The organism is Neorhizobium puerariae, from assembly GCF_042429745.1.
GTDB classification, from domain to species: domain Bacteria; phylum Pseudomonadota; class Alphaproteobacteria; order Rhizobiales; family Rhizobiaceae; genus Neorhizobium; species Neorhizobium puerariae.
The window spans coordinates 13,631-39,077 of record NZ_JBHMAA010000050.1; the positions used below are offsets into that span (position 1 = coordinate 13,631).

Below are 25,447 nucleotides of genomic sequence, written 5' to 3' on the forward strand. Positions count from 1 at the left end.
CGTTCCCGTCCGAAGGAACAGGAACGGAATGACCGACAACAAAGACGACAAGACACTCGGCGTAAAGAAGACCCTCACCCTGAAGCCAACAGGGATGAGCCAGGGTACCGTGCGCCAGGACATGGGTCGCGGTCGCACGAAGGCGGTCGTCGTCGAGACGGTGAAGCGGCGGCCGACCCGGCCGATGGACGAAAAGCCGGCCTTCACCGCCGCGCCCGCGCCTGCCCCGCGTCCGGCCGAACCGGCGCAGCCGGCACCGCAGCGCCCGCAGCCTTCCAGCCCGCCGCCGCGCATCCACCAGCCGGTGCAGCAGGGCCAGCGCCCGCACGCGCCGCAGGGCCAGCGTTCGTCCTCGGGTCCGTCCGCACCGCCGCCGCGCCAACCGCAGCGTCCGCAGGTGCTGCACGACCTTTCGGCAGGCGAGATGGAGGCGCGCCGCAGGGCCTTGATTGAAGCGCAGGCCCGCGAGGTCGAGGAAGCCAAGCGCCGCGCCGAGGACGAGGCACGCCGCAAGGCCGAGGAAGAACGCCGCAAGGCCGAGGAAGCCGCGGAAGAAGCCCGCCGCGCGGCGGAAGCCGCAGCCCAGCAGCAGGCAGCCGCAGAAGAGCCTGCAGCGCCCGTCGCAGCCCCGGCTCCGGCACCCGTGGCCGCGCAGCAGCAGAGGCCGGCCGAGCGCGCCGCCGCTCCGGCCGCTCGTCCGCAGGAAGCCCGCCCCCAGGCCCCGCGTCCCGCCCCGGCAGCAGGCGCTCCGGCCGCCCAGCCGGCCGCCGTCCGTGGCCGCCGGGCCAATGAGGACGAGGAAGACGATCGCGGCCAGGCCCGCAGCGTTCCCGGCCGCGGCCGCGTGGCAACGCCGGCGCCCGCCAAGGTCCCGGCCCGCCCGAAGGGCGAGGACGATCGTCGCCGCGGCAAGCTGACCATCACCACCGTGAGCGAGGACGACGAGGGCAACAGCGCCCGCGGCCGTTCGCTGGCCGCGATCCGCCGCCGGCAGGAGAAGTTCCGCCGCAGCCAGATGCAGGAGCCGCGCGAAAAGGTCATACGCGAAGTCATCCTGCCGGAGACCATCACCATCCAGGAACTGTCGCAGCGCATGTCCGAACGCGCGGTCGACGTCATCAAGTACCTGATGAAGGAAGGCCAGATGATGAAGCCGGGCGACGTCATCGACGCCGACCTTGCCGAACTCATCGCCGGTGAATTCGGCCACACCGTCAAGCGCGTTTCGGAATCGGACGTCGAAGAGGGCATCTTCAACGTGGCCGACGACGAAGGCGAAATGCTGCCGCGTCCGCCGGTCGTCACCATCATGGGGCACGTCGACCACGGCAAGACCTCGCTGCTCGACGCCATTCGCCATGCGAACGTCGTCGCGGGCGAAGCCGGCGGCATCACCCAGCATATCGGCGCCTATCAGGTCGAGCAGAACGGCCAGAAGATCACCTTCATCGACACGCCCGGCCACGCCGCCTTCACGGCGATGCGCGCCCGCGGCGCCCAGGCCACCGACATCGCGATCCTGGTGGTCGCGGCTGACGACAGCGTGATGCCGCAGACGATCGAATCGATCAACCACGCCAAGGCGGCCGGCGTGCCGATCATCGTGGCGATCAACAAGATCGACAAGCCGACCGCCAATCCGCAGAAGGTCCGCACCGAGCTGCTGCAGCACGAAGTCTTCGTGGAATCCATGGGCGGTGAAGTGCTCGACGTCGAGGTTTCGGCCAAGAACCACACCAACCTCGACAAGCTGCTCGAAGCGATCCTGCTGCAGGCGGAAATCCTCGACCTCAAGGCCAATCCGAACCGGACGGCCGAAGGCACGGTGATCGAGGCCCAGCTCGACCGCGGCCGCGGCTCCGTCGCGACCGTCCTCGTGCAGAAGGGCACGCTGAGGCCCGGCCAGATCATCGTCGCCGGCGACCAGTGGGGTCGCGTGCGCGCGCTCGTCAACGACAAGGGCGAGCATGTGAAGGAAGCAGGCCCGGCCACTCCGGTCGAGGTGCTCGGCCTTTCGGGCACGCCGGCCGCGGGCGACAAGTTCGCCGTGGTCGACAGCGAAAGCCGCGCCCGCGAGATCTCCGAATACCGCCAGCGGCTTGCTCGCGACAAGGCGGCCGCCCGCCAGTCCGGTTCGCGCGGCTCGCTCGAGCAGATGATGACGCAGCTCCAGAGCTCCGGCATGAAGGAGTTCCCGCTGCTCATCAAGGGCGACGTGCAGGGCTCCATCGAAGCCATCATCGGCGCGCTCGACAAGCTCGGCACCGACGAAGTCCGTGCCCGCATCGTCCATTCGGGCGCCGGCGGCATCACCGAGTCGGATATCTCGCTTGCCGAGGCTTCCGATGCGGCGATCATCGGCTTCAACGTCCGCGCCAACGCGCAGGCCCGCGCCTTCGCCGAACGTTCGGGCATCGAGATCCGCTACTACAACATCATCTACGACCTCGTGGATGACGTGAAGGCGGCCATGTCCGGCCTGCTTTCGCCGGAACGGCGCGAGACCTTCCTCGGCAATGCCGAAATCCTGGAAGTGTTCAACATCACCAAGGTCGGCAAGGTCGCAGGCTGCCGCGTCACGGAAGGCAAGGTCGAGCGTGGTGCGGGCGTCCGCCTCATCCGCGACAACGTCGTCATCCACGAAGGCAAGCTCAAGACGCTCAAGCGCTTCAAGGACGAAGTCTCGGAAGTGCCGGTCGGCCAGGAATGCGGCATGGCCTTCGAAAACTACGAAGACATCCGCGCCGGCGACATCATCGAATGCTTCCGCGTCGAGCACGTCACGCGCACGCTGTGACGCCCGGCGACGAGACGCACGAATTTCAGGAGCCGTCTGTGAGTTTCACAGGCGGCTCCTGGCATTTCGAATACATGCTGGGTGACGAGGAACTGGAGGAAGGCGTCTCTCTTGTGGTGCAATACCACTTCGAGAGACGGAGGAAGTTCCTGGGATTGCTGGGGTTTTACGACGCGCTGGCAAGAAGGCTCCGGAAGGCGAACCCCTCTCCGCTCCTCGTTTCGGAAAGGCGGGAGATGCGCCGCATCGAGGCGGAATTCGGTCCCGACATCATCCGGGCACAAGGCGATGGCCTGCTGATCGAACTGGACACGAAGCGGGTCAGGGCGTTGATGGAACTGGGCGGCTGGCTGGTTCTTTTTTACGACGGCGGGCACCTGCTCCTGCCCCGGCGGATTTTTCCCGATGACGCGATGGCTGAACTCTACATACGCTATGTCCGCGGCTTGATCCGCCGACATTAGAACGCCGTGCGTCCTCTGGGACGCACAAAGGACGCTCCAACCTATTGAATCGACGCATCGTGCTTTCCGAAAATCGATTCCGATCTTCGGGCCGATGCCGCAGGTTCGACGCGTCCGAAACGGATGCCCCGGATCTTTGAGGCCGCCCTCTTCCCGTCCCGGCCTGCGGCCTGGCAAAAATTTTCAGCTTCAACCGGAGGGCTCGGGACGGTAAGCATCCACCCTATGTCTGCATTTTCCAGTTTCTGAGGAGGAAAACATGCCCGTTTCATTCGACCTCACCGGCAAGACCGCCATCGTCACCGGCGCCAATACCGGCCTCGGTCAAGCGATTGCCGTGGCCCTGGCGGAAGCCGGCGCGGATGTGGCGCTCGTCGGACGCTCCTCCATGACCGGGACGGAAGCGGCGATCGGCGCCATCGGCGGGCGGGCCAGATCGATCCAGGCGGACCTTTCGACGATCGAGCCGGTCGACCGGGTGCTCCGGGAAACCCTGGACTGGACCGGACGCGCCGACATCCTCGTCAACAATGCCGGGATCATCCGCCGCGCGGATGCCGTCGACTTCACCGAGGCCGATTGGGATGCGGTCATGGACGTGAACCTGAAGAGCGTCTTCTTCCTCTCCCAGGCCTTCGCACGCCACCTCATCGCCGAGGGCAAGGGCGGCAAGATCGTCAACATCGCCTCGCTCCTCTCGTTCCAGGGCGGTATCCGCGTTCCCTCCTATACCGCCTCGAAGAGCGGGCTTGCGGGCCTCACCCGGCTGCTGGCCTGCGAATGGGCCGGCAAGGGCATCAATGTGAACGCCATCGCCCCCGGTTATTTCTCCACCAACAATACCGAAGCGTTGCGCAACGACCCGGACCGGAACGCCGCGATCCTCGGACGCATACCCGCGGGCCATTGGGGCCAGCCGGCGGAGCTTGGCGGCGCCGCCGTCTTCCTCGCCTCGCCGGCATCCGACTATGTGCACGGCATCGTCCTGCCGGTCGACGGCGGCTGGCTGGCGCGATAACCCGGCCTATCCCGAGGGCAGGCGGCGGCACCCATGCATCCGCCGCCCGGCGGTTCGCCTGTAAGGTGAATTTGATCGTCTTTCTCAGGATTTATTAGTTGCCATTTCTACTCATGTTTATTATCGGGTAGCAGCAACATCGTGAACCCGCCGGGGGTGCCGGCGGCTTTCCGATGTCTTCGTTTCCGCCAGGGCCGGCCCCGCGCGCACGCGCCGTCCGCCCTGCCGAACAGTCCGGAGTATCGCTGCCATGTCCGCCATCCTGAAACCCGCCTTCTCCAAGCGCCCACGAAACAGGAACGGGCTTGCGACAGCCTTGACGATGCTGGCGGCTGCGATGCTGGCCGCCACGACGGCGATGGCGCAGACAGCCAGCCCGGATGCCGCCGCCCAGCCGGCGGCGCCGGCGCAGGCGATCACATCGGCGCAACCGGCTTTCCCGCAGGCTGCCCAGCCGGGCCAGCCCGCCGCATCCGCACCGGCGGCGACGGCGCCAGCGATGCAGGCGCCGTCCATGCAGTCCGGCACGACGGCGACCGAAGGCCAGCCCGCCTCTCAGGAACCCGCCAACACGTTCACGCAGCTCCTCGAACCGGAACGCCGCTCGGATCTGCCGCATGACCTTTCGCCCTGGGGCATGTTCATGGCTGCCGACTGGGTGGTCAAAGGGGTCATGCTGGGGCTTGCCTTCGCCTCGCTCGTCACCTGGACCGTCTGGCTCGCCAAGACGCTGGAACTGGCCGGAGCCCGCACCCGGGCCGGGCGCACGCTGAAGATCATCCGCTCCTCGCGCACGCTTTCCGAGGCAGTCAACGCCGCCAACGGCCGTGGCGGCCCGGCCGCGCTCATGCTGCGCGCCGCAGCCGAGGAAGTGCAGCTCTCCGAAGCCGCGCTCGACCACGCCCATGGCGATGGCGTCAAGGAGCGGGTCGGTTCGTCCCTCTCCCGTATCGAGGCCTATGCCGGCCGGCGCATGTCGCGCGGCACCGGAGTGCTGGCGACCATCGGTTCCACGGCCCCGTTCGTCGGCCTGTTCGGTACCGTCTGGGGCATCATGAATTCCTTCATCGGCATTTCGCAGTCGAACACGACCAATCTCGCCGTGGTCGCGCCCGGCATCGCGGAGGCCCTGCTCGCCACCGCGATCGGCCTCGTCGCCGCCATCCCGGCCGTCGTGATCTATAACGTCTTCGCCCGCTCGGTGACCGGCTACCGCCAGCTTCTGGCGGATGCCGCCGCGGGCGTGGAACGGCTCGTCAGCCGCGATCTCGACTTCCGCAAGGTGCCGCCCGGAGCCCGCAAGACGCCCGTCTCGCTCGTTGCAGGAGGCTGATCGATCATGGCCGGCGGCATTCGCGAACAGCATGGCGACGAACTCTCCGAAAATCACGAAATCAACGTGACGCCGTTCATCGATGTCATGCTGGTCCTCCTGATCATCTTCATGGTGGCGGCACCGCTCGCGACGGTCGACGTCAATGTCGACCTGCCCGCTTCGACCGCCAGGCCTGCCGAACGGCCGGACGAACCGCTTTACCTGACGGTGAAGGAAGATCTGGGCCTCAATATCGGCAACGACGCCGTCGAGCGGGACCAGCTTGCCGCGGCGCTCGACCGCGTGACGCAGGGCAACAGGGATACCCGTATCTTCCTGCGCGCCGACAAGACGGTCGACTACGGACAGTTCATGGAAGTCATGAACCTGTTGCGCGACGCCGGTTATCTCAAGATCGCGCTCGTGGGTCTCGAAACCCTTCCGACGCCTCCCGGCCCAGGCGGCGGCGACGCGACGCCCCCTGCCCCGCAGCCTCAGGCCGCACCGGCGCCTCCCGCCCCGGGAGGCATGCCATGAGCCTCGTCGTCTCGCAGGCCGGTCCGGGCGGACGCGTCGGCGAACTGGCGCTCTGGAGCGTCGCCGGATTGGTGGTGCTGACGGTGCATTTCGCCGCCGCCGCCCTTCTCCTGCAGGAAACGCCGGACATGCCGGCCGACAGCTCCCCGCCCGCCGCGATCATGATCGAGCTTGCTCCGGAACCGGAAGCCGTCAACACCGAAGAGGATCAGGTTTCCTCCGACCTCCAGGAGCAGGAAGAGGTCAAGAGCGAGGAGACGCAACCGGTCGAGGAACCGCAGCCGGTGGAGCAGCCTCAACCCGAGCCGGAACCGACGCCCGAGCCGGTGGTCGAGCAGACCCCGGAGCCGGTGGCCGAGGAGCCGCCGCCGGAAATGCCGGAACCGACGCCGGAAATCACCGAGACCATTCCCGAGCCGCCGCCGGAACCCGTCGAGGAAATCGATCCGATCGAGCAGCAGATGACGGCCGCGCTGGAAAACGTCGAGGTGCCCTTGCCGATGATGCGCCCGCCGGTCGCGGAAAAGCCGCCGGAAGAAGCAAAAAAGCCGGAGCCCAGGAAGGAACCGGTCAAGAAGCCCCAGAAGCCGAAACAGCAGCAGCAACAGGCGCGTCAGGATATGGCGGAAGCGAAGGTCCAGACCCGGCAATCGGACCGCACCGCCGCAAGCCAGAATTCGACCGGCTTCTTTGCCCAGTCGGTCTCGCCCGCGAAGTGGAAATCCCGGGTGCAGGCAAAGCTTGCCAGGACGGCGCGCAAATGCCCCGGCAACGGCACCGGCACGGCGGCCGTGCGGTTCAGCTTCGACGGCAGCGGCAATGTCACCGGCGTCTCGCTTTCCCGCTCCTCCGGCGATTCGGCGATCGACAACTACATCGTCTCCGCCGTACGGCGGGCCTCTCCCATTCCCGCTCCACCTTCGGGCGTCGCAAGTTATCTCGATCAGGCGCTGACGTGCCTGTGACATCAGGCTATATGCAGGATATCCATCCATAAACAGGCCCGGATATCCCGCATGCAGATGACACTGGAAGAAGCCGAAGCGTTCGTACGGGGCGTTTTCGAAGCCAATGGCGTTCTCGCCGAAACCGCACGATCCGTGGCGCATGCGCTGGTTCATGCGGAAGCCGCCGGGCAATACGGCCACGGGCTACGGCGCATCCCCGCCTATATCGGCCAGGCACGCAACGGCAAGGTGGATGGCAGGGCACGGCCCATGGCCACCCGCCCGCGGCCGGCGGTGCTCACCATCGACGCCGCCCTCGGTTACGCCTATCCGGCCTTCGATCTGGCGGTTGCGGAACTTCCGGCGATTGCCCGCGAACAGGGTATCGCGCTCGGCCTCGTCCATCGTTCGCACCATGCCGGCGTGATGGCGCTGACGGTCGAGCGGTTTGCCGAACAGGGGCTTGCCGCCCTGATGTTCGCCAACGCGCCGGCCTCGATGGCGGCCTGGGGCGGGAGGAAACGGCTGTTCGGCACCAATCCGATCGCATTCGCCGCGCCTGTTGCGGGCGACGATCCGCTGGTCATCGATCTTGCGCTTTCCACCGTCGCGGCCGGCAAGATCATGGCGGCGCGCCAGAAGGGCGAGAGCATTCCGGAAGGCTGGGCCTTCGATGCCGAAGGCAGGCCGACCACCGATCCGAACGAGGCGCTGAAGGGCGTGATGGCGCCTTCCGGCGGCGCCAAGGGCGCTGCATTGGCGCTGATGGTGGAAGTCCTCGCGGCCGGTCTCACCGGATCGAATTTCTCCCATGAGGCCAGTTCATTCATGGAGGAGAAGGGCGCTCCACCCTCGGTGGGCCAAATGCTGATCGTCATCGATCCCGCCGCAGGCGCCGCTTCGGCGGCCGGGCGTATCGCCGCGCTGGCGCAGGAAATGATGTCCGAAGAGGATATCCGCCTGCCCGGCCGGCGCGGCCAGAACGCCCGCCGGGCGGCGATCGAACGGGGCCTGGAGATCGATGACGACCTGATCGCGACGATCAGGTCGCTCGATCAGGCGCGAAGCGCCGTTGCCGGTGACTGACGGTACGCCAATATCGCCGGCAGGGTCGCCAGGGCGGCCGCCACGCCAAGCAGGGCAAGCGCCAGCCGCAGATCTTCGGATGCGAATCCGACCGGCAGGATGACGCCGCTCCGGGCGGTGAATATGCCGGCAATCACCTGCGCGGCAAAAAGGCCGAGCAGGAAACCGAGGCCGATGCCAAGGGCAACCAGCACGAAAAGCTCCAGCCAGACGATGGCGAAGACGGAAAGCCGCGGTGCCCCGAAAGCCCGGAGCGCGCCGATCTGGCGCCGGCGCTGGCCGATATGGGTGACGGTGACCATGACCAGCGCGGCCGCGACCAGCCCCTGCGAGCCGGCGGCAACCGCGCTCAGGACCAGCTTGGCATCGCCAAGCGTGGCATAAAGCCTGGTCAGAACCTCGCCCGGGAAAACGGCGAGCGTATTGCCGCTGCGATATTCCTGCCGGAGCTTGTAGGCATCGGCGATCGTTCTCGGCTTCACCAGAACCGCAGGCAGGCCCGGCGCCCCGGCGCCGAAATCCTCGACGACGGGCGCGTCCGCCTCGATGCCGCCGTGGTCGTGGTCCTCGTCGTCATGCCCACCATGGCCGGCAACCGCAGCCATCCCGTGCTCATGATCGTGATCGTGATCATGATCATGGCCGTGCTCGCGGGCGGCCTCGATCGGACCATGGCCGTGTTCGTCGGTCGCGGCCGCAGCGGGCGTCACCCCGGGCGTTTCGCCCTCGTGATGCTCTTCCTCCTCGTGCCCATGCTCGTGGCCGAGACCATGGACGTGCCAGACGGCCTGGATCGGCACGAGGATGGCGCGGTCCCAGGGCGTGCCTGTCGGCTTCAGCCTGCCCGTCACCTGATAGACCACGCCGGCATGGGTCTCGCCGCCGGTATCCGCCGTGCCATGCATCGGCTTGATCTGCGCGCCGGTCGGGAGCTTCACGGCCGAGCCGATCACCGCCTCGCCCTCCTTTTCGAACATCCGGCCTTCGGCAAAACCGGAGACGGTGCTCGAAATCAGGGCGCGCGTGGTGCCGACAAGAGGATAGCCCGAAAAGGAATCCCCGAATCCGACGGGCGCCACCCAGGCGACCCGCGGGTCCTTCGAGAGTTTCGCCAGAACCTCGCCCGGCATCAGGGGCAGCGGCGCGGGCTGCAGGAAGACGGAGGAGAGGACGAGCTGGGTTTCGCTGCCGGCGGCGCCGATGACCAGGTCGAACTTGTCGGCGGCCCGGGCGCTGCCGAGACGCAGGGCGCGTTCCTGCAGGGTCACCGTGACGCCCAGGGCGGTCGCAAGCGCCACCAGAAGCACGACCACCACCGCGCCCGCCCAGAGACGGCGCAGATCGGCCACGATGAAACGGATCATGCCGCCACCTCTTCACGAAGACTGTCGGCGACGATCCGCCCGGCCCTAAGGGTGATGCGCCGGCCGAGGCGCTCGATCAGCCGCTGGTCGTGTGACACGACGATCAGCGTGCTTCCGGCCTCGGCCGCCATGTCGAGCAGCAGGCGGCCGACAGCCTCGCCGGCCTCCACGTCCAGGCTGGCGGTGGGCTCGTCGGCGACGATCACGCCGGGCTTGCGCAGCAATGCGCGGGCGATCGCCACCCGCTGCATCTCCCCGCGCGACATGGTCTCGATCCTCTGATGCGGCCGGGAAAGGCCGACCGTCTTCAGCAATTCATGCGCCCGGGCGACCATCGCCGCATCGGCGACGCGCGCCAGCCGCACCGGCAGGAGCACGTTCTCGACGGCGGCAAGGCCGGGAAACAGATGGAAATCCTGCATGACGAGGCCGACATGCCCGGCCCGCCAGCGATCGCGCGCGGTTTCCGACAGCCGGGCGATATCCTGACCGCTCCAGACGATGCGGCCGGCCGTCGCCCGCTCCAGGCCGGTAACGATATTGATGAACGTGCTCTTGCCGGAGCCGGAGCCGCCGGTGATCGCCACGCGCTCCCCGGCGCGGATCGTCAGCGCCTCGATGGCGAGGACCGGTTTTTCGAGGCCGGCGAAGGAAACCTCCAGCCCATCGATGGCGAGCGCAAGCATGTCAGACCGTGGCGTATTCTGCCTGGCGCAGGCGCAGCAGGCTCACGAAACCCGTCTCGGGATCGGTCCAGGAACCGAACTCCAGCCTGCCGCGGACTTCGATCGTCTGGCTCGGCTGCGTGAACGTCTGCTTTTCGGAAAGATAGACGACGATGATGTTGTCGGGCCAGTCGGCATCGGACGAGCAGAAGGGGCAGAGCGACATCGGCACTTCGGTGAGCACGAAGAACTGCGCCTCGGCCTTCAGCGGCGGCGCCATGAAGCCGCGCACCGCGACCTCCCTGCCGGCCAGCTTCTTCACCTTGTCGGAAAACTCGAGGCCCAGGACGCCGAACTTGCCGTAGAGCTCGTTGAAGCCGAGGTCGGAGGCCGCGAACGCGGAGCGGGCCGTGACCAGAAGCGGAGCGGCGGCGGCGAGGCCAAGCATCGAACGGCGGCGCAGATCGAGTGAAAAGAGCTTTTCCATGAAAACCTCCTGAAACGGATTTCCCGGCCGAGACCCGGCCGGGAAGAGGATCGTAGCACAGGCTGCCCGCAGGCAGCCGGAGAGTTTAGTTCGTCTGCTTCACGCCGAGAGCGAAGGTATCGGCGAGAACCTTGTAGACGTCGCTCTGCTCCATGTAGCCCGTGAAGCCTTCCGAGCCGGGGCCGATGGCCTGCAGCACGACGTCGTCCACGGCGTGAACGCCGCTGTCGCTGCTCTTCGGGATATTGCCCTGAACGAAGACGGCGCCGGGAACATCCTTGTACTGTTCGTTGGCGACATATTCCTTCTTTTCGTTCTGGATGGCCGGAACGAACGGGCCATCCATCTTCGGACGGAAGGTTTCGTAATGGTCGGGGCCGTTGTTGGCGTTCAGGAACAGGCGGCGGGAGACGTCGATCCTGTCCGGATATCCGTCGCCGTTCTCGTCCTTGTAGTTCGGGAAGCCGGCTTCGGCATAGGTGCCGACCTTTTCGCGCATTTCCGTGCCCGGCTTTTCGTCGTCGACGGTGCCGATGATCGAAACGCCATGGGTGTGGTCGCCGGTGACGACGATCAGCGTGTCGGGATGGGACTTCTGGAACTCGCGGGCAAGGCCGATCGCCTTGTCGAATTCGATCGTGTCGATGACGGCGCGATCCCAGTCCAGCGGATGGGACATCTTGTCGATCGAGGAACCTTCGACCATCAGGAAGAAGCCGTTCGGATCGTTGGAAAGGCGATCGAGGGCGACCTTGGTCATTTCAACCAGGCCCGGCTGGTTCGGATACTTGTCGACGGTGCCCTTCTTCAGGAATTCGCGGTCAAGCGCGACGTCCAGGTTGCCGGGATGGAAGAGGCCGAGCAGCAGGCCGTTGGCCTTGGCGTTGGCGGCAAGCTCGTTCTTGTCCGTGGCGAGGCTGTAGCCGGCATCCTTGAAGAGCTTGATGTAGTCCTTGTCGTCCTTGCGCTTGGAACCGGCGACTTCCTTGGGGAGGAAGTAGGCGGAACCGCCGCCCAGCAGAACGTCCGGCTTGACGTCGAGAAGCATGCCGACGATCTCGGCCTTGTCGTTGCGGCTGCGGGTGTGGGAAACCACGGCGGCCGGCGTCGCGTCCTCGACCTCGGCGGTCGCGACGATGCCGATCGACTTCTTCGTCTGGCGGCGCAGGGCTTCCGCGATGGTCTCGACCTTCGGGTCGTCGAGCGGGTCGGCCGTGCGGTCGGCGTAAACGCCGATGGCGTTAACGGCGGTCTTGTGGCCGGTCATGTAGGCCGACATGGTGTTGGCCGAGTCGGTGGCGATGGCATTGGTCGCGGAGGTGCCGATGAACGCGGCCGGCGGGATATCGTCGAGGTTGAGGCGGCCGTTTGCCTTGCCCTCGGTCATGCCCTTGGACATGATGCGGGCAGCGGTGCGGTGGGCCACCGAAAGGCCGTCGCCGAGGAAGAAGATCACGTTCTTCGCCTTCGGGGCAGCGCCCGTGCCGTAGACGTTCCAGGTGACGCTCCTGGTTTCGGAACCGGCGGAGACCTCGACCTTGTAATCGCCGGCGTCGGCGATCGTCAGGCCGCGCAGGATGACGGCGGAACCGGCCACCTTGTCCTTCACCTTCTCTTCGGCGACGAACTGGACATCCTTGCCGAGAACGGCCTTGTAATCCTGGCCGTTGACGGTGATCTTGACGTCTTCCGGCTTCACGACGCTGCTGAACTCGACCTTGAAGTCGAACGGGGAGCCGGCGAGGATCGTGGCACGATCCAGCGGATAGACGGTAGCGGCCTGGGCAGCGCCGGAGAGTGCGGTCGAAACGACCAGGGCTGCAAGAAGCTTGCGCATAGTGACCTCACGAAAAGTTTAAAAGGAAGGCGAGGTCACCTATATCGGTGCGGCATGACACTTCCGTGACGCCGGCAGGGTATCGATATCGTATCGCGGAGCGGTCGAATCACGCCCGGAACGAAAGCCTGACAATTCGGGAAAACAAATCCTCAAAATAGAAAAGCCTGGCGCGGGAGGAGGGTGCGCCAGGCTTTAAACTCGATCGACAACTGGGAGGAGGAGGATGTTGTCGATCCGTATCCAGCGACGCTGGGAGGAGGAGTGCGTCGCTCGATGACTAAATATATATGCGAACCGATTAACCGCGCCAATCCACCCTGTTGCAATGCAGCAATGCATTGAGTGCAGGGCTGAGCAAATGCCCAGGCCGAATTCCATCGCCCGGCGGCGCTGTTTCGGGCACCCTCGATCACCCGGCCTCAAGTTGGCGGTATCCTTGACGGAAAACGTGGTCTATAGCGGATGCCCGAAGACAGGCGGATGGAGACGGACATGGCAGAGATTCGATATCATGAGGGCGATATTCCCGCGGCCGATGCGGCCCGCTACACGGGAGCGATCGCCATCGATACGGAAACGCTCGGCCTCGTGCCGCGCCGCGACCGGCTCTGCGTCGTGCAGCTCTCGCCGGGCGACGGTTCGGCCGACGTGATCCGCATCGCCGCCGGCCAGGGCCGCGCGCCGAACCTGGTCGCCATGCTCGCCGACCCGTCCCGGCAGAAAATCTTCCACTACGGCCGGTTCGACATCGCCGTGCTCTTCCATACGTTCGGCGTGACGACGACGCCGGTCTTCTGCACGAAGATCGCCTCGCGCCTTGCCCGTACCTATACGGACCGGCATGGGCTGAAGGACAATCTCAGGGAACTGCTCGACATCGACATCTCCAAGGCGCAGCAGCAATCGGACTGGGCGGCGGAGGTGCTTTCGCCGGCGCAGCTCGAATACGCCGCTTCCGACGTTCTCTACCTGCATGCGCTGCGCGACCGGCTCACCGAGCGGCTCGCGCGCGACAACCGCCTCGAATTCGCCCAGTCCTGCTTCGAATTCCTGCCGACACGCGCGAAGCTCGACCTGCTCGGCTGGGAAGAGGCGGATATCTTCGCCCATAGCTGATGGAGCAGCGTTACCGGGAACGCCCGCCCGCGCATGAAACGGGACCGTATCTGGAACCGCTGCGCCTTCTCGTTCGCGGCGCGCTGGCGCGGCTTCCCTGGTGGCTTTCCGAATTCATCCTCTTCGGCCTGAAACAGGCCTGGGCCTGCCTGTTCGCGGCGATCATGCTGGGGCTGATGCTCGTCACCAAATTCGTCTGGCAGCCGGGCTGGCCGATCCATCGCTACGATTTCCTGTTCATCGCGGCGCTTGCGATCCAGGCCCTTTTCCTGCGCCTCAGGATGGAAAGCCTGGACGAGGCGAAAGTCATCCTCGTCTACCATGTCACCGGCACGGTCATGGAGATCTTCAAGGTGCAGATGGGATCATGGGCCTATCCGGAACCGGCGATCGTCCAGATCGCCGGCGTACCGCTGTTTTCCGGTTTCATGTATGCGTCGGTCGGTTCCTTCATGGCCCGCACGATCCGCATCTTCGACATGCGGTTCACCCATTATCCGCCGATGTGGCAGACGGGGCTGCTGGCGACCGCGATCTACGTCAATTTCTTCAGCCATCATTATCTGCCGGATATCCGCTACATTCTTTTCGCCGCGACGGTGATCGTCTTCCGGCGGGTGAGCATCCATTTCACGACCGACCGGACGACCCTCAGCATGCCGCTGGTCGTGGCGGCGTTCCTGTCGTCGGCCTTCCTGTGGGTCGCGGAAAACATCGGCACGCTGACCGGCACGTGGATCTACCCGACGCAGAAGACCTGGCATGTGGTTTCGTTCGGCAAGCTGGGCTCCTGGTATCTTCTGCTCTATGTCAGCTTCGTGCTCGTCACGCTGGTCCTGAAGCCGCGACCTCCCAATTCTTGGTGGGATAAGTCCTAATGGCGCGGTAATATCCCGTTAACCCTCCGAAACTAGTTTTGCCGGTGGTGCAAAATCTCAACGAGACCGGACTCGGGCCATGTTGCTTCCCACCCAGCAGACTTACGGGCTTGCCGCGACCAGCGTCATGCAATCGATGCTCGACACCATCGAAGAGCAGCGCAAGAAAGAGGAACAGCAACGCACCGGCAAGGAACGCGATCCGGTTACCGAAGCACGGATCAGCGCCAGCGAAGAGGCCAGGCGCGCCAAGGAAAAGATCTCGTCGGCCCTCTTCGGCGTCAACCGCACCGATCCGAACGAATTGAAGATCGAGCTTGTCGACCGTCTGGCGGCCAAGCTCGGCATCGATACGGATCAGGCCCGTTCCTCCTACCAGCTCGGCAGGGCGCTGGAAGATACCCTGAAAAGCATGCTGCCGAACGCGGTCAGCGACCTTGCGGACGATCTCGGCCTGAAGGACATGGGCATCACCATGGACACGCTGCTCGCAGCCATCAAGAATCCCTACGGCGACGCCAACGAACGGCTGATGGAAGGCCTCAACCGCAAGGCCAACGGCGGCAAGCTCGGCACCGAGGTCGAACGCGTGGTGCAGCGCCTCGAGGACGTCGCCGATCCGAGGACGCTCGAGGAGCTGAAACTCGGCCCGCAGGGCTACGACCCTACCCGCGTCGAGGACGAGGAGACCCGCGCCGAGCGCCAGGACGATATCGAAGCCGCGGAAGCCGGCAAGAAGCTCGACGATGTCCAGAAGGTTCAGGACGTCATCGAGAAGACCAATGACAAGGCGGGAACAAGCACGGACGCAGAGGGCGCGGCCGATACCGGCACGCCGGTCGACGGAACCGCGCTGCTGTCCATCTTCGCCGCCGCGGCCGAGCAGGTCGCCAGTTCCGATACGGGCAAGGCCGCCGACAGCCTGGTTGCCGATCCCGCATCCACCGAAGACAAGATCGCAGCCTCAAGCGACATTCCGGTCGAAGGAGGAGAGGCGGCGCCGACAAGCGAGCTCAACGCCGATGCGATCGAGGAGCTTGCCGCCGACAAGGCGATCGAATCCCAGGCCCAGATCCTGCCGGTCCGCGTGGACGAGATCGGCATCTACGAGTTGTTGAAAAAGAAGTTGGCCGCGTGATCCCGCAATAGTCCCGCCTTCCCCCATCCGTATCGTCCGGGATCATCCTCGCTGACTCCGTTAGCGAAGCATTAACCTTTTTGCCGCAAGATATATCCTATCCATCGGCATTGGAGACGCCATGAGGCGTCACGGCCGCAGCGCCGTTTCGTTGCGAAAACACGAGAACCGCTAGCCGAGCTGTCCTGTCGTCAATCAGACATGGAGCGGACGATGCTGCCTCCGGTTCGTGCCACGTTGAGTTCCTTCGTCGATTATCAGGCGCAATCGCCCCAGCCGGTGCTGCGCCAGCGGATCGACGTCGCCAGCAACCCCGCCAGCGCCGAGACCACCGGCTCCATGCCGCTCTCGGGCGGGCGGCTGGACATCCTTTCGCTTTCGGCCCAGCTCCAGCTCGCACACGGGTTTTCCATCTTCGCCGAGACGGTCGGCAAGCTGATCAGGCTTCCCCGCCGCGAAGGCGAAGCCCTGCTGGACTATGCGCAGCGCCTCATGGAAGCCGTCAAGGCCATGAGCCCGGCCCAGCAGGCCGCGCTCGAACGCGCCCTCAACCAGCTCGTCAAGGGCATCTCGCTGCGGCTGCTGACCGAAATCCTCAACAATCCGGCCGGACCGGATGCGGCGCGGTTTGCCGTGAGGATGGAAACGGCACAGCTGCTCGACCGCGATCTTGCCGCCAGGGCGGTGGTCAGCTCCTACCGCCAGAACGCCGGCGCCGACCCGGCGATCATTCCGCCGCCGAGGCCGGCCAATGCCGGCGCGGCTCCATCCAGCCAGGCGGCCCAGCCCGGAACCGATGCCCACGCAGCTTCGCAGGCCGGGGCAACCGATACACCCGCCGCCGGGGCCGGCGATATCGGCGCGGGCGCCGCGGACGGCCAGGAGGCCCCGGTATCGGAAACCATCCTCTCCTTGGCCGGGACCAAAGCCGGAAGCGCATCCCGCGAGCCGGCCGCATCCGCCGCCGACATGGAAGCAGCCGCGTTCGCCCCGACTGGCGAAGACCAATTGCAGGCGGAGGGTAGTGCGGAAAGCGACGCGGCGACCGCGACCGGGCAGGACATCATTGCCGAAGAGGCCGAAGGCGAGACGCCCGGTCTTCTCGCAACCCGGGAGGACGACATGCCGGAGAGGTCGGCCGCCGCGCGGCATCCCGACGGCGGCGGAAGGGAGAACGCGCTCTCCGCGGCGGCCGAGAAACGCAACGCATCGCCGGTTTTCTACGACGGACCGGCGCTTGCCCGCCTTTCGCAGCGAAGCCTCGACCAGACGCGTCCGTCGGCCGCCGCCGACAGGGCGAAGCTTGCGACGCTGGCCGAATGGCTCGCGGAGGTTTTCGCCGACGGCAATAGCGAACTTCTGGAACCCTTGCCGGCCGCCGCCAGGACCCTGCCCGAGCAACTGGCCCTGGAGGAGCTGCTGGACGGCGAATCTCCGGCAAGGCCATTGCCGCTGCCGGGGGAAGAGACGGCCGCCCCCTTGTCCAGGCCGGGCGGACAGGCGGCAACGGAACCGGAGAACCCGGCGTCCGCCCGTTCAGCAGGCACGCCCGCCAATGCGGGCGGCCAGCCTGCCGGCGCACCGGAACCTGCCGAACAGCTCGCCCTTCCGCTGCCGCTGCCGCACGTCCTGCGCGAAGGCGTTCCCCTGCCCTACGTTCCCTACCCGCCCGAGGAGCAGGAAAGAGACCCGGAAGAGCGCAAGACGCGGGAGATATCGAAGACCGACGAGGACGGCGAGCAGCAGCATTCATCCGGCGAGCAGGCTTTCCACGACGAGAGGGCCGCCGAGGACGAAAGCGCGGAGACGCACGAGGACGCCGCCGGCGAAGATGCCGAGGATGCGAGCCGGGCGAACGATCTTTACTGGCGCATGGCCGGCTGGGCCTGATCCCCGGGGCCAGAACGAGGCCAGAACCGGGCGTCCGAACGGACCCGCTAAATCGACGCATCGTCCCTTCCGAAGATCGCTTCCGATCTTCGGGGCCGACGCTGTCGGCCCGGGGATGACGACGGGCAGCAAAAAACCGCCGGACTTTCGCCCGGCGGTTTTCGATTTCCGTAAAACGGCCGATTATTCGGCGTTGTTGCGGTTCTTCAGAGCCGCGCCGAGGATGTCGCCGAGCGAAGCGCCGCTGTCGGACGAACCGAACTGAGCAACGGCTTCCTTCTCTTCCGCGATCTCGAGAGCCTTGATCGACAGCATGACCTTGCGGTCCTTCTTGGAGAAGTTGACGACGCGGGCGTCGACCGTCTGGCCGATCGAGAAACGCTCCGGACGCTGATCGTCGCGATCGCGTGCCAGGTCGTTGCGGCGGATGAAGGAGGTGATGTCTTCGTGGTTGACGAGACGAACCTCGATGCCACCGTCGTTGACGGCGATGACTTCAGCCGAAACGACGGCGTTCTTGCGCAGGTCGCCGGAAGCGGCAGCTTCACCGACCGTATCGCGGCCGAGCTGCTTGATGCCGAGCGAGATACGCTCCTTCTCGACGTCCACATCGAGAACGACAGCCTTGACGACGTCGCCCTTGTTGAACTCCTCGATGACCTGTTCGCCCGGACGGTTCCAGTCAAGGTCGGAGAGGTGGACCATGCCGTCGACATCGCCTTCGAGGCCGATGAACAAGCCGAATTCGGTCTTGTTCTTGACTTCGCCTTCGACTTCGGTGCCGGCCGGATGCGAGTAGGCGAATGCCTGCCACGGGTTTTCCAGCGTCTGCTTGAGGCCGAGCGAGATACGGCGCTTGGACGGATCGACTTCGAGAACGACAACGTCGACTTCCTGGCTGGTGGACAGGATCTTGCCGGGGTGGACGTTCTTCTTGGTCCAGGACATTTCGGAGATGTGGATCAGGCCTTCGATGCCCGGCTCCAGTTCGACGAACGCACCGTAGTCGGTGATGTTCGTGACAGTGCCGGAAATCTTCTTGCCGACCGGATACTTGGCCGAGATGCCATCCCACGGATCGGACTCGAGCTGCTTCATGCCGAGCGAGATGCGGTGGGTTTCCTGGTTGATGCGGATGATCTGAACCTTGACCTGCTGGCCGATGGACAGGATCTCCGACGGATGGTTGACGCGGCGCCATGCCATGTCGGTGACGTGCAGCAGGCCGTCGATGCCGCCGAGGTCGACGAACGCACCGTAATCGGTGATGTTCTTGACGACGCCGTCGACAACCTGGCCTTCCTCGAGGTTCTGAACGATTTCAGAACGCTGCTCGGCGCGGGACTCTTCGAGAACCGTGCGGCGCGAAACGACGATGTTGCCGCGGCGCTTGTCCATCTTGAGGATTTCGAAGGGCTGCGGGTTGTGCATGAGCGGGGTGACGTCGCGGATCGGACGGATGTCGACCTGCGAACGCGGCAGGAAGGCGACGGCGCCGTCGAGATCGACGGTGAAGCCACCCTTGACCTGGTTGAAGATGACGCCTTCGACACGCTCGCCGGCTTCGAACTTGGCTTCGAGCTTGACCCAGCTTTCTTCGCGGCGGGCCTTCTCGCGCGAGAGGACCGCTTCGCCCAGCGCGTTTTCGATGCGCTCGACGTAAACCTCGACTTCGTCGCCGACCTTCAGCGAACCGTCCTTGCCCTTGGCGCCGAATTCCTTGAGCGCGATGCGGCCTTCGACCTTGAGGCCGACGTCAACGACCGCGACGTCCTTTTCGATCGCCGTCACGATGCCCTTGGCGACATAGCCTTCGGCAAGATCGGTCTTGGCAAAGGATTCTTCGAGGAGGGCTGCGAAGTCCTCCCGCGTGGGGTTAGATACTGCCATGAAATCTCCTGATGTGCCCATCTGGACACTCTTTGCGCCGGTGGTTCGCGTTGCACATGCCCAAAAGGCTCAAGTCCGCCTCTCTCATCCGGGCAATCCGGGGGAGGCAATCCGGCGCGGGGACTGACCTTCGGGCTATTTTCCGTTCAGGGCGGCGTCGATGATGGCCTTCGCCGCCTGAAACGCGGCCTCTATACCCATTTCCGAGGTATCAAGCAAGTGCGCATCCTCGGCGGGCTTCAGGGGGCTGTCGGCCCGGCCCATGTCCCGCTCGTCACGCTTCTTCACGTCCGCGAAGACCGCCTCGTAATCCGCCGTGCCGCCCCTCAAGAGGATTTCGTCATATCGGCGTCTTGCCCGCACCTCCGGCGAGGCCGTCACGTAGAGCTTCACCCCGGCATCCGGACAGACGACCGTGCCGATGTCGCGGCCGTCCAGGACCGTGCCCGGCTCCCTTCGCGAGAAGTCACGCTGGGCTTCGACCAAGGCCCGGCGGACGGACGGCATGACGGCGATTTTCGAGGCCGCTTCGCCGATGGCGTGGCTGGACAATATATCGCGGTCTAGGCCGGAAAGTTCGACCTCGCGCGCCATTTTCCCGGCAACGGCCTCATCGTCGAGCGGAAGCCCCGCATCGATCAGAGCCTTTGCGGCGGCACGGTAGGTGAGGCCCGTGTCGAGATGATGGAAACCGTAGGTCTCGGCGATCTTCCGCGACAGGGTGCCCTTGCCGGCAGCGGCCGGTCCGTCGATGGCGATGATCATTCCAGGCGTCAATTTCAAAGCTCAGGTGTTGCGCAGAGCGCCATAGTGGCGCACAAGCTCCGCCATATGATCCTGTCCGGGCATTTCATCAAGCCCCGCCGCGACACCTTCGCGATCGGCGGCCGGCCGGTTCTGGCTGACCTTCCACTTGCCTTCGATCCCGGCGATCTCGATCTCCACGCCGACAATGCCCTTCAACTGGGCGCGAATGAAATCCTCCGGCGCATCGCCGACGGACCACGGAACGCTGCGGCCACCCTCATGCTGGCCGGTGATGGCGTTGATCTGGGAAAGCAGCCAGCCGGCATCCTCGACGATGCGGGCCGGCCCCCTCGCCTGGACGATCGCATAGTTCCAGGTGGGCACGACCTTTCCGGTTTCCCGCTTGGTCTGGTACCAGGAGGGAGTCACGTAGGAATCCGCGCCCTGGAAAACGGCGAGAACCGGGGCGCCGTCGCGGATATCCTTCCACTGGCCGTTGGCGCGGGCAAGATGCAGCCTGAGCGTCCCCTTCGCGGAGGCTTCGGCATCCAGATGGAAGGGCACCGGATTGGCGAGCAGGCCGGAGGCGCCGGACGTGACCAGCAGTCCAAGCGGATGCACGCGGATCAGCGCATGCTGCGTGGCGAGGTCATCTTCACGAAAATGCGGCGGCTGATACATGGAATGCGTCCTTCGGCTCTGAAGGGTGGTCATTACCACAATGCCGCGAAACGATCACCCGTGCCGCATTGATGGAACCCATGAAAGTTTGTCTTTGACATCAATGAGGACAAGCCTTATGGGGACCGGCTTAGATTTTTCACCCCATAAGGCCGCTTGAAGCGGCGCGCCGATCCATTCGGCCATCCCCATGAGGCTCTGACTGTGGCAAAAGCGGAACTCGGAACCAAACGCACCGACCCCGATACCGGCAAGAAGTTCTACGACCTGAACCGTGATCCGGTGGTCTCTCCCTATACCGGCAAGTCCTGGCCGCTGTCCTTCTTCGAAGAAAACAGCGTGGCCGTGAAGATGGAACAGGCCGAAGAGGAAGACGTCCAGGAAGTCGATACCGAAAATCCGGAAGTCGAGCTCGTTTCCCTCGAGGAGGGCGACGATGCCGCCGGCGGCGACGACCTGCCGGATATGGGCGACGACGACGTCGATCTCGGCGATGACGACGACGATACCTTCCTCGAAGCCGACGAAGACGATGAAGACGACGACATGTCGGGCATCATCGGCGTTACCGGCGACGACGACGAAGTCTGATCGATTTCCGTTAAAGCCCGGCAATTCAATAAAAATTGCCGGGTGCACAAATTTCGGCTTGCACTCGGCGAAAACCGGAAGTAATAAGCCGCCACTCCAGAAGGCAGACGCCTTCGGAGTTCCCAGGACCGGAAAATACCGGACCACCCTGATGGGGCTATAGCTCAGCTGGGAGAGCGCTTGCATGGCATGCAAGAGGTCAGCGGTTCGATCCCGCTTAGCTCCACCAAATCCTTCCACGAAAACGAACAGTCTATCGCGGCGGAAGTTCGAACCTTCGCGTCCGGGGCCGGGCTATTTCGTCATCAGGGCGGACGGCGGATGTCCCGGCGGTTTATGACGCACACGCCGGCGAGGCGATGGCGGGCTTGAGAGGTTCTGCGCAGGGAGGCGGCGAAGACGGCGCGCCGCCTTGCGCTGCTGCACCGGCTCGTCAAGCGCCAGGGCGTCGGCCGCCAGTTCGTCGAGATGATGCTGCCGGCGGGCGGCGGCCATCTGCTGGACGACAATCGCAAATACCGCGGCGAGAACCGCTATGCAGGCCAGAATGAACAACAGAGCGACCATGGGGCGCCTCCTTGTTCCCGGATAACGCGGAGGACGGCGGAAAGTTCGGCGGGGCCGGGCCGTTTCCGCTCAATTTCGGTTCACATTGCCTTGCGTACACGCCGCCGTTCGAGCAAGGCCGCTCCCTGCAGCAACGAGGATGACGATCACGACGCGAATCTCAGGCATCTCTTCGAAAAAGACATAACCTGTGACCGCGACAAGAGCGATCGGCACCTGCTTCACCTCAAGGCCGGCATCCGCTTCGGCAGCCTGGCGGTGCAGGCTGCCGGCGAGGCGAAACTGCCGGCGGCCGAACAGGACGGGCGCCGGTCAGGCGATCGCCCGGTCGTTCCCGTCGAAACGGTGCTGTCTCGTTTTGTCCGGCGTCGCGAAAACCACGTCATCGGGGGCGTAGGCATGTTCGCCGAACAGGCGCACGGTGAGAAGGCCGATCGCCCCGGTTTCCAGGTAGACGATCGTATCGGCGCCCAGATGTTCCACATGAATCACCTTGCCCCTCCAGTCGCCGCTTTCGCGCGACAGGGCGATATGCTCCGGGCGGATGCCGATGGTTTTGGCACCCGCCTCCCCCAGCCGTCCGGCGGGGATGAAGTTCATCTGCGGCGAACCGATGAAGCCGGCGACGAAGATATTGGCGGGCCGGTTGTAGAGGTCCATCGGGGAGCCGACCTGCTCGATCGCGCCGGCGTTCAGCACGACGATCTTGTCGGCGAGCGTCATCGCCTCGACTTGGTCGTGGGTGACGTAGATCATCGTCGCCTTCAGCCGCCGGTGCAGGCCGGCGATTTCCAGCCTCGTCTGGACGCGCAGCGCCGCATCGAGGTTCGATAGCGGCTCGTCGAACAGGAACAGCTTCGGCTCGCGCACGATGGCGCGGCCGATCGCGACGCGCTGGCGCTGGCCGCCGGAAAGTTCGGAGGGGCGGCGGGCGAGATAGGGATCGAGCGACAGCATGGTCGAGGCCCTGGAGACGCGCGCGTCGATCTCGGCCTTCTCCGTGCCGGCCTGCTTCAGGCCGAGGCCCATATTGTCCTTCACCGTCAGGTGCGGATAAAGCGCGTAGGACTGGAAGACCATGGCGATGCCGCGCCTTGCGGGCGGCACGCTTGCCACTTCCTGGCCGTCGATCCTGATCGAACCGGAGGTCACGTCCTCAAGGCCGGCGATGGTGCGCAGCAGCGTGGACTTGCCGCAGCCGGACGGGCCGACGAAGATCACGAACTCGCCGTCCTTCACCTCGAGGTCGATACCCTTCAGCACCTCGTGGTCGCCGAAGGCCTTGCGGATGGATTTCAGTTGCAGCGAACCCAAGGGCGTCTTCCTTACAGATGAAACTTCAGAGGCGGACCGGCTTGCCGGTGCGCACGCTCTCGTCCGCCGCGAGGCAGATGCGCAGCGACTGCACGGCGTCGTCCATGTGGCGGCTCAGATCGATGTCTTCGCGGATGGCCTTCAGCACGTAGGCCTGTTCGAGATCGCAGAGCTTCTGGTGGTCCGGCTCGCCGGTCATCGGGAGGTCCTCGTCCGGACTTGTGAACCGGCCGTCCGGGCCGGTCCCGGCCGAATGGACGCGGATCACCGACGTCTTCGTGTGGGTGTCGATATCGTCGGACTTCGCCCTGGCGTCGACGAGGATCGAGACGGAGCCCCGCGGCGACATGACGTCCTTCACGAAGAAGGCCATCTCCGACATCATCGGCCCCCAGCCGGCTTCGTACCACCCGACCGAACCGTCCTCGAACAGGACCTGCATATGGCCGTAATTGTACATGTCCGGCGCGATCTCATCGGTCATGCGCAGGCCCATGCCACGCACCTCCACGGCCTTCGCGTCGGTGATCTGGCACCAGACGTCGACATAATGCACGCCGCAATCGACGATCGGCGGGGTCGTCTGCATCAGCGCCTTGTGGACCTCCCATTTGTCGCCGGAGGACTGCTGGTTGAGGTTCATGCGGAACACATAGGGCGGACCGAGCTTGCGGGCTTCGGCGATGAGCCGCGTCCAGGACGGATGGTGACGCAGGATATAGCCGACAACCAGCTTGCGGCCGTATTTCTTCGCGGCAGCGACGACGCGCTCGGCATCGGCGACGGTCGTCGCCAGCGGCTTTTCGACGAAGACGTGGCAGCCCGCTTCGAAAGCCATGACGGCGTAGTCGGCATGGGTATCCGAATAGGTGTTGATCGAGCAGAGGTCGGGCCCGGCCTCTCTCAGCGCGTCTTCGAAATCGGCGAAGAGCGGATAGGCGTCGAGCTCGGCCGGCAGGTCGCGCCTGGAGCGGTTGACGAGGCCGACGATCTCGAACCCCGGATCGTTGTGATAGGCGATCGCGTGGCTGCGCCCCATATTGCCGAGGCCGGCGACGAGGACGCGGATGGGGTTGGTGGAGGTCATATGCTTGTCCCTATGGCGTGCCATGCGGTCCCCTCACCCGGCCTCCGCTTCGCCCGGCCACCTTCTCCCCGCTGGATAGAGGGGGAACGGCGGCGCTGCGACATAACCCCTTCTACCCGGCGGGGAGAAGGTGCCGGCAGGCGGATGAGGGGGAGCAACGACTCCGCAAATCTCAAACCCATCACTTCACCGCCCCCGACGTAATCCCCCGGATCAGCTGCCGCGAGAAGATGACGTAAAGCACCATGACCGGCAGGATGGCGAGCGACAGGGCGGACAGCACGGCATTCCAGTTGGTCACGAACTGGCCGATGAACATCTGGGCGCCCAATGTCACTGTCTTCGTGCTTTCGCCGGGCGCGAGGATCAGCGGGAACCAGAGGTCGTTCCAGATCGGGATCATGGTGAAGACCGCGACCGTGGCCATCGCGGGGCGCACCAGCGGCAGGACGAGGCGGAAGAAGATCGCGTATTCCGAAAGCCCGTCGATGCGGCCGGCATTCTTCAGGTCGTCGGAGACCGTCCGCATGAATTCCGACAGAATGAAGATCGCCAGCGGCAGGCCCTGCGCCGTATAGACGAGGATGAGCGCGGTCAGCGTGTTGACGAGCCCCGCCGCCACCATGCCCTGCAGGATCGCCACCGTGCCGAGGCGGATCGGGATCATGATGCCGAGCGCCAGGTAGAGCCCCATCAGCGTGTTGCCGCGGAAGCGGTATTCGGACAGCGCAAAGGCGGCCATGGCCCCGAAAAGCAGCACGAGCGCGATCGAGACCACCGTGACGATCAGGCTGTTCTGGAAATAGCCGATGAAATCGCCCTGGCTCAGCACCGTCTGGTAACCGATCAGGCTGAAGCTCGACGGCGTCGGAAAGGCCATGGGCTCGCGGAAGATCGCGTTGCGGTTCTTGAACGAATTCACCAGCGTCAGGAAGACCGGGAAAAGCGCCACCAGCGTATAGGCGATCAGCGCCACATGGATGAGCGCGGTGCGCAGCGGAGCGGAACGGGCTTTCGACATGTCCGTA

The 25,447-nt window shown here is 65.1% G+C and carries 24 protein-coding genes and 1 tRNA gene; 13 read left to right on the plus strand and 12 right to left on the minus strand.

The window, feature by feature from the left end; genetic code table 11:
• Positions 1–28: 28 nt before the first annotated feature.
• The 7 genes from infB to ACFFP0_RS29930 all read left to right on the plus strand — a co-directional run bounded on the left by infB (position 29) and on the right by ACFFP0_RS29930 (position 8,164).
• On the plus strand, positions 29–2,797 hold the full coding sequence (gene infB, locus ACFFP0_RS29900; protein WP_377265873.1) for a translation initiation factor IF-2: 2,769 nt from the start codon (positions 29–31) through the stop codon (positions 2,795–2,797).
• 38 nt (positions 2,798–2,835) lie between these two features.
• A complete protein-coding gene (locus tag ACFFP0_RS29905) occupies positions 2,836–3,261 on the plus strand; it encodes a hypothetical protein (RefSeq protein ID WP_377265874.1) in 426 nt (141 codons plus the stop codon).
• 259 nt (positions 3,262–3,520) lie between these two features.
• Positions 3,521–4,279 (plus strand): 2-dehydro-3-deoxy-D-gluconate 5-dehydrogenase KduD, encoded by a 759-nt coding sequence (kduD, locus tag ACFFP0_RS29910; protein WP_377265875.1) that lies wholly within the window; start codon positions 3,521–3,523, stop codon positions 4,277–4,279.
• 241 nt (positions 4,280–4,520) lie between these two features.
• Complete coding sequence (exbB, locus tag ACFFP0_RS29915) at positions 4,521–5,612, plus strand: tonB-system energizer ExbB (protein WP_377265944.1); 1,092 nt, start codon at positions 4,521–4,523, stop codon at positions 5,610–5,612.
• A gap of 6 nt (positions 5,613–5,618) precedes the next feature.
• On the plus strand, positions 5,619–6,131 hold the full coding sequence (gene exbD / locus ACFFP0_RS29920; protein ID WP_377265876.1) for a TonB system transport protein ExbD: 513 nt from the start codon (positions 5,619–5,621) through the stop codon (positions 6,129–6,131).
• Entirely contained in the window at positions 6,128–7,096 is a 969-nt protein-coding gene (gene tolA, locus ACFFP0_RS29925; RefSeq protein ID WP_377265877.1) for a cell envelope integrity protein TolA, read from the plus strand. Before exbD ends, tolA begins: the two co-directional genes overlap by 4 nt.
• A 51-nt stretch (positions 7,097–7,147) precedes the next feature.
• Positions 7,148–8,164 (plus strand): Ldh family oxidoreductase, encoded by a 1,017-nt coding sequence (locus ACFFP0_RS29930; RefSeq protein WP_377265878.1) that lies wholly within the window; start codon positions 7,148–7,150, stop codon positions 8,162–8,164.
• Here the strand turns inward: ACFFP0_RS29930 and ACFFP0_RS29935 are convergent.
• The 4 genes from ACFFP0_RS29935 to ACFFP0_RS29950 form a co-directional block, all read right to left on the minus strand.
• Positions 8,134–9,528: an FtsX-like permease family protein gene (locus ACFFP0_RS29935; protein ID WP_377265879.1), complete on the minus strand. Its 1,395-nt coding sequence runs from the start codon at positions 9,526–9,528 to the stop codon at positions 8,134–8,136. The genes ACFFP0_RS29930 and ACFFP0_RS29935 overlap by 31 nt on opposite strands.
• Positions 9,525–10,214: an ABC transporter ATP-binding protein gene (locus ACFFP0_RS29940; RefSeq protein ID WP_377265880.1), complete on the minus strand. Its 690-nt coding sequence runs from the start codon at positions 10,212–10,214 to the stop codon at positions 9,525–9,527. Before ACFFP0_RS29940 ends, ACFFP0_RS29935 begins: the two co-directional genes overlap by 4 nt.
• Before the next feature lies 1 nt (position 10,215).
• Entirely contained in the window at positions 10,216–10,680 is a 465-nt protein-coding gene (locus tag ACFFP0_RS29945; RefSeq protein ID WP_377265881.1) for a hypothetical protein, read from the minus strand.
• Positions 10,681–10,765: 85 nt separating this feature from the next.
• Positions 10,766–12,517, minus strand: coding sequence for an alkaline phosphatase (locus ACFFP0_RS29950; protein WP_377265882.1), 1,752 nt, complete (start codon positions 12,515–12,517; stop codon positions 10,766–10,768).
• Between the two features lie 495 nt (positions 12,518–13,012).
• On the opposite strand from ACFFP0_RS29950, the gene ACFFP0_RS29955 reads away from it, so the two are divergent.
• The 4 genes from ACFFP0_RS29955 (at position 13,013) to ACFFP0_RS29970 (ending at position 17,542) form a co-directional block, all read left to right on the plus strand.
• Positions 13,013–13,636, plus strand: a complete 624-nt coding sequence (locus tag ACFFP0_RS29955) for a ribonuclease D (RefSeq protein ID WP_377265883.1) — start codon at positions 13,013–13,015, stop codon at positions 13,634–13,636.
• Positions 13,636–14,514 (plus strand): DUF817 domain-containing protein, encoded by an 879-nt coding sequence (locus ACFFP0_RS29960; protein WP_377265884.1) that lies wholly within the window; start codon positions 13,636–13,638, stop codon positions 14,512–14,514. The genes ACFFP0_RS29955 and ACFFP0_RS29960 overlap by 1 nt, the downstream gene beginning before the upstream one ends.
• Positions 14,515–14,593: 79 nt before the next feature.
• A complete protein-coding gene (locus ACFFP0_RS29965) occupies positions 14,594–15,652 on the plus strand; it encodes a hypothetical protein (RefSeq protein ID WP_377265885.1) in 1,059 nt (352 codons plus the stop codon).
• A gap of 213 nt (positions 15,653–15,865) precedes the next feature.
• Complete coding sequence (locus tag ACFFP0_RS29970; RefSeq protein WP_377265886.1) at positions 15,866–17,542, plus strand: hypothetical protein; 1,677 nt, start codon at positions 15,866–15,868, stop codon at positions 17,540–17,542.
• Positions 17,543–17,725: 183 nt separating this feature from the next.
• On the opposite strand, the gene rpsA is transcribed toward ACFFP0_RS29970, so the two are convergent.
• The 3 genes from rpsA to ACFFP0_RS29985 all read right to left on the minus strand — a co-directional run bounded on the left by rpsA (position 17,726) and on the right by ACFFP0_RS29985 (position 20,860).
• Entirely contained in the window at positions 17,726–19,432 is a 1,707-nt protein-coding gene (gene rpsA / locus ACFFP0_RS29975; protein ID WP_377265887.1) for a 30S ribosomal protein S1, read from the minus strand.
• A 135-nt stretch (positions 19,433–19,567) separates the two neighbouring features.
• Positions 19,568–20,197: a (d)CMP kinase gene (cmk, locus tag ACFFP0_RS29980; protein ID WP_377265888.1), complete on the minus strand. Its 630-nt coding sequence runs from the start codon at positions 20,195–20,197 to the stop codon at positions 19,568–19,570.
• Positions 20,198–20,218: 21 nt separating this feature from the next.
• Complete coding sequence (locus tag ACFFP0_RS29985; protein ID WP_377265889.1) at positions 20,219–20,860, minus strand: FMN-binding negative transcriptional regulator; 642 nt, start codon at positions 20,858–20,860, stop codon at positions 20,219–20,221.
• A 204-nt stretch (positions 20,861–21,064) separates the two neighbouring features.
• Here ACFFP0_RS29985 and ACFFP0_RS29990 point away from each other — a divergent pair, with 204 nt between their 5' ends.
• Both ACFFP0_RS29990 and ACFFP0_RS29995 read left to right on the plus strand, forming a co-directional pair.
• Entirely contained in the window at positions 21,065–21,451 is a 387-nt protein-coding gene (locus ACFFP0_RS29990; protein ID WP_377265890.1) for a TIGR02300 family protein, read from the plus strand.
• Positions 21,452–21,604: 153 nt separating this feature from the next.
• Positions 21,605–21,680, plus strand: a tRNA-Ala gene (locus tag ACFFP0_RS29995).
• A 65-nt stretch (positions 21,681–21,745) separates the two neighbouring features.
• On the opposite strand, the gene ACFFP0_RS30000 is transcribed toward ACFFP0_RS29995, so the two are convergent.
• From ACFFP0_RS30000 to ACFFP0_RS30020, 5 genes are all read right to left on the minus strand, one after another.
• The gene (locus tag ACFFP0_RS30000) at positions 21,746–22,018 is read right to left on the minus strand and encodes a hypothetical protein (protein ID WP_377265891.1); all 273 of its coding nucleotides are present in this window, start codon (positions 22,016–22,018) and stop codon (positions 21,746–21,748) included.
• Positions 22,019–22,087: 69 nt separating this feature from the next.
• Positions 22,088–22,234 (minus strand): hypothetical protein, encoded by a 147-nt coding sequence (locus ACFFP0_RS30005; RefSeq protein ID WP_377265892.1) that lies wholly within the window; start codon positions 22,232–22,234, stop codon positions 22,088–22,090.
• Positions 22,235–22,330: 96 nt separating this feature from the next.
• Entirely contained in the window at positions 22,331–23,332 is a 1,002-nt protein-coding gene (locus tag ACFFP0_RS30010; RefSeq protein ID WP_377265893.1) for an ABC transporter ATP-binding protein, read from the minus strand.
• A 25-nt stretch (positions 23,333–23,357) separates the two neighbouring features.
• On the minus strand, positions 23,358–24,419 hold the full coding sequence (locus ACFFP0_RS30015; RefSeq protein WP_377265945.1) for a Gfo/Idh/MocA family protein: 1,062 nt from the start codon (positions 24,417–24,419) through the stop codon (positions 23,358–23,360).
• 181 nt (positions 24,420–24,600) lie between these two features.
• The gene (locus tag ACFFP0_RS30020; RefSeq protein ID WP_377265894.1) at positions 24,601–25,440 is read right to left on the minus strand and encodes a carbohydrate ABC transporter permease; all 840 of its coding nucleotides are present in this window, start codon (positions 25,438–25,440) and stop codon (positions 24,601–24,603) included.
• Positions 25,441–25,447: the final 7 nt, after the last annotated feature.

What these genes read in the sequence shown, in the direction of transcription:
- infB (WP_377265873.1), top strand. Translation starts at nt 29, where the DNA reads ATGACCGACAACAAAGACGACAAGACACTCGGCGTAAAGAAGACCCTC.
- kduD (WP_377265875.1), top strand. Translation starts at nt 3,521, where the DNA reads ATGCCCGTTTCATTCGACCTCACCGGCAAGACCGCCATCGTCACCGGC.
- exbD (WP_377265876.1), top strand. Translation starts at nt 5,619, where the DNA reads ATGGCCGGCGGCATTCGCGAACAGCATGGCGACGAACTCTCCGAAAAT.
- tolA (WP_377265877.1), top strand. Translation starts at nt 6,128, where the DNA reads ATGAGCCTCGTCGTCTCGCAGGCCGGTCCGGGCGGACGCGTCGGCGAA.
- ACFFP0_RS29930 (WP_377265878.1), top strand. Translation starts at nt 7,148, where the DNA reads ATGCAGATGACACTGGAAGAAGCCGAAGCGTTCGTACGGGGCGTTTTC.
- ACFFP0_RS29935 (WP_377265879.1), bottom strand. Translation starts at nt 9,528, where the DNA reads ATGATCCGTTTCATCGTGGCCGATCTGCGCCGTCTCTGGGCGGGCGCG.
- ACFFP0_RS29940 (WP_377265880.1), bottom strand. Translation starts at nt 10,214, where the DNA reads ATGCTTGCGCTCGCCATCGATGGGCTGGAGGTTTCCTTCGCCGGCCTC.
- ACFFP0_RS29945 (WP_377265881.1), bottom strand. Translation starts at nt 10,680, where the DNA reads ATGGAAAAGCTCTTTTCACTCGATCTGCGCCGCCGTTCGATGCTTGGC.
- ACFFP0_RS29950 (WP_377265882.1), bottom strand. Translation starts at nt 12,517, where the DNA reads ATGCGCAAGCTTCTTGCAGCCCTGGTCGTTTCGACCGCACTCTCCGGC.
- ACFFP0_RS29955 (WP_377265883.1), top strand. Translation starts at nt 13,013, where the DNA reads ATGGCAGAGATTCGATATCATGAGGGCGATATTCCCGCGGCCGATGCG.
- ACFFP0_RS29960 (WP_377265884.1), top strand. Translation starts at nt 13,636, where the DNA reads ATGGAGCAGCGTTACCGGGAACGCCCGCCCGCGCATGAAACGGGACCG.
- ACFFP0_RS29965 (WP_377265885.1), top strand. Translation starts at nt 14,594, where the DNA reads ATGTTGCTTCCCACCCAGCAGACTTACGGGCTTGCCGCGACCAGCGTC.
- ACFFP0_RS29970 (WP_377265886.1), top strand. Translation starts at nt 15,866, where the DNA reads ATGCTGCCTCCGGTTCGTGCCACGTTGAGTTCCTTCGTCGATTATCAG.
- rpsA (WP_377265887.1), bottom strand. Translation starts at nt 19,432, where the DNA reads ATGGCAGTATCTAACCCCACGCGGGAGGACTTCGCAGCCCTCCTCGAA.
- cmk (WP_377265888.1), bottom strand. Translation starts at nt 20,197, where the DNA reads ATGATCATCGCCATCGACGGACCGGCCGCTGCCGGCAAGGGCACCCTG.
- ACFFP0_RS29985 (WP_377265889.1), bottom strand. Translation starts at nt 20,860, where the DNA reads ATGTATCAGCCGCCGCATTTTCGTGAAGATGACCTCGCCACGCAGCAT.
- ACFFP0_RS30000 (WP_377265891.1), bottom strand. Translation starts at nt 22,018, where the DNA reads ATGGTCGCTCTGTTGTTCATTCTGGCCTGCATAGCGGTTCTCGCCGCG.
- ACFFP0_RS30015 (WP_377265945.1), bottom strand. Translation starts at nt 24,419, where the DNA reads ATGACCTCCACCAACCCCATCCGCGTCCTCGTCGCCGGCCTCGGCAAT.
- ACFFP0_RS30020 (WP_377265894.1), bottom strand. Translation starts at nt 25,440, where the DNA reads ATGTCGAAAGCCCGTTCCGCTCCGCTGCGCACCGCGCTCATCCATGTG.